This is a genomic window from Streptomyces sp. NPDC006265, assembly GCF_040613555.1.
Taxonomy (GTDB): domain Bacteria; phylum Actinomycetota; class Actinomycetes; order Streptomycetales; family Streptomycetaceae; genus Streptomyces.
On the sequence record NZ_JBEXSH010001268.1, the window covers coordinates 1 to 1,879 of the forward strand.

The 1,879-nt window shown below is 71.2% G+C and carries 1 protein-coding gene; it reads right to left on the bottom strand.

Annotated elements, in window-relative coordinates; translation table 11 throughout:
* Positions 1-43 precede the first annotated feature (43 nt).
* A complete protein-coding gene (locus tag ABZ281_RS47895; protein WP_356664974.1) occupies positions 44-1,813 on the bottom strand; it encodes a fructose-specific PTS transporter subunit EIIC in 1,770 nt (589 codons plus the stop codon).
* Between the last annotated feature and the right edge of the window lie 66 nt (positions 1,814-1,879).

The window sequence follows — 1,879 nt, forward strand, 5'->3', positions numbered from 1 at the left end:
CGAGGAGGGCGTGCGGGCCACCGTCATGAGCGGGGTTCTCGGGTCACGCCGCCACTGGCTGCTTCTCCTCCGGTGTCGTGGGCGCAGCCACCTCCTGAACGGAGGTACCCGGGGCCGCTTTGCGCATGCCCTTCAGCAGGATGACCAGACCGGCCGTGACAGCCGTACCAATCGCGATCGCGAGCAGGTACAGCAACGGCCTGCCGATCAGCAGGGTGACCCAGACACCTCCGTGCGGGGCGCGCAGGGTCGAACCGAACGCCATGGTCAGCGTGCCGGTAACCGCACCGCCCGCCATGGAGGCGGGGATGACGCGCAGCGGGTCGGCGGCGGCAAACGGGATCGCGCCCTCGGTGATGAATGAGGCGCCCAGGACCACGGCGGCCTTGCCGTTCTCCCGCTCCGCCGGAGTGAACAGCTTCTTGCGCAGGAAGGTCGCGAGGGCCATGCCGAGCGGGGGCACCATGCCGGCCGCCATCACGGCCGCCATCACCTTCATCGCCGAACTGCTCGGATCCGCCGTCGAGATACCGGATGTGGCGAAGGTGTAGGCGACCTTGTTGACGGGGCCGCCGAGGTCGAAGCACATCATCAGCCCGAGAAGCGCACCGAGCAGGATCGCGTTGGCGCCGGACAGGCCGTTCAGCCAGTTGGTGAGGCCCTTCTGTACCTCGGCGATGGGTTTGCCGATGACGACGAACATCAGGAACCCGACGACCGCCGAGGAGATCAGCGGTATCACCACCACCGGCATGATGCCGCGGAGCACCGGCGGAATGCTGATCCGCTGGATACCGAGGACCACACCACCGGCGATCAGACCGGCCACCAGGCCGCCGAGGAAGCCCGCGCCGATCGACACGGAGATGGCGCCGCCGACGAAGCCGGGCACCAGTCCGGGCCGGTCGGCCATGCCGTAGGCGATGTAGCCGGCGAGGACCGGGACGAGGAAGCCGAAGGCGACCGCGCCGATCTGGAACAGCAGGGCCCCCCAGCTGTCGACCTGACCCCAGTCGAAGTGCTCGATGACGGGCTTGGCCTTGTCGATCTCCCAGCCACCGATCGCGAAGCCGAGCGCGATGAGCAGACCGCCCGCCGCGACGAACGGGACCATGTAGCTCACGCCGGACATCAGCCACTTGCGCAGCTTGGTGCCGTAGCCCTCTCCGGGCTCGCCCGCACGCTCCACGGGAGTGCCACCGGACCTGGCAGCGGCGGTGACCTCGCCACGGGCGGCCTTCTCGCGGACCTCGGTGATCAGCTCCGCGGGGCGGTTGATGCCCGCCTTGACGCCGACGTCGACCGTCGGCTTCCCGGCGAAGCGCTCCTTCTCCCGGACGGGGACGTCGTGGGCGAAGATCACGGCGTCCGCCGCCGCGATGACCTCCGGGGCGACCCGGGTGAAACCGGCCGATCCCTGGGGCTCGACGGTGAGTTCGACGCCCGCCTCGCGGCCGGCGTTCTCCAGCGACTCGGCCGCCATGTAGGTGTGGGCGATGCCCGTGGGACAGGAGGTGACGGCGACGATGCGGAACGGGCGCTCCGGGGACGGCTCTTCGGCGACGGTGTCGTCGTCGGTGACCGTGGCGGCGGCGGGAGAGGCCGCTCCCGCCGACGCCACGGTGTCCTCGGAACCCGCCGGTGCGGGTGCGTCCGGCTCGTCGCCGCGGATCAGGGCCGCCGCGGCGGAGGCGTCGCCCACCGCGCGCAGGGCGTCGGTGAACTCGCTGTTCATCAGCTGCCGGGCCAGCGACGACAGGATCGTCAGATGGGCGTCGTGCGCGGCGGGGGCCGCGGGGGGGGGGGAGTTCATATGGGGGGGGGCGGCCCGGGGGCCCCATTGGGTGTGCGCCGCGCCGCGTCCGCCTGCGAGCGTGGG

Bases quoted from the DNA above. Each gene is read 5' to 3' on its own strand.
- ABZ281_RS47895 (WP_356664974.1), bottom strand. From the start codon at position 1,813: ATGAACTCCCCCCCCCCCGCGGCCCCCGCCGCGCACGACGCCCATCTG.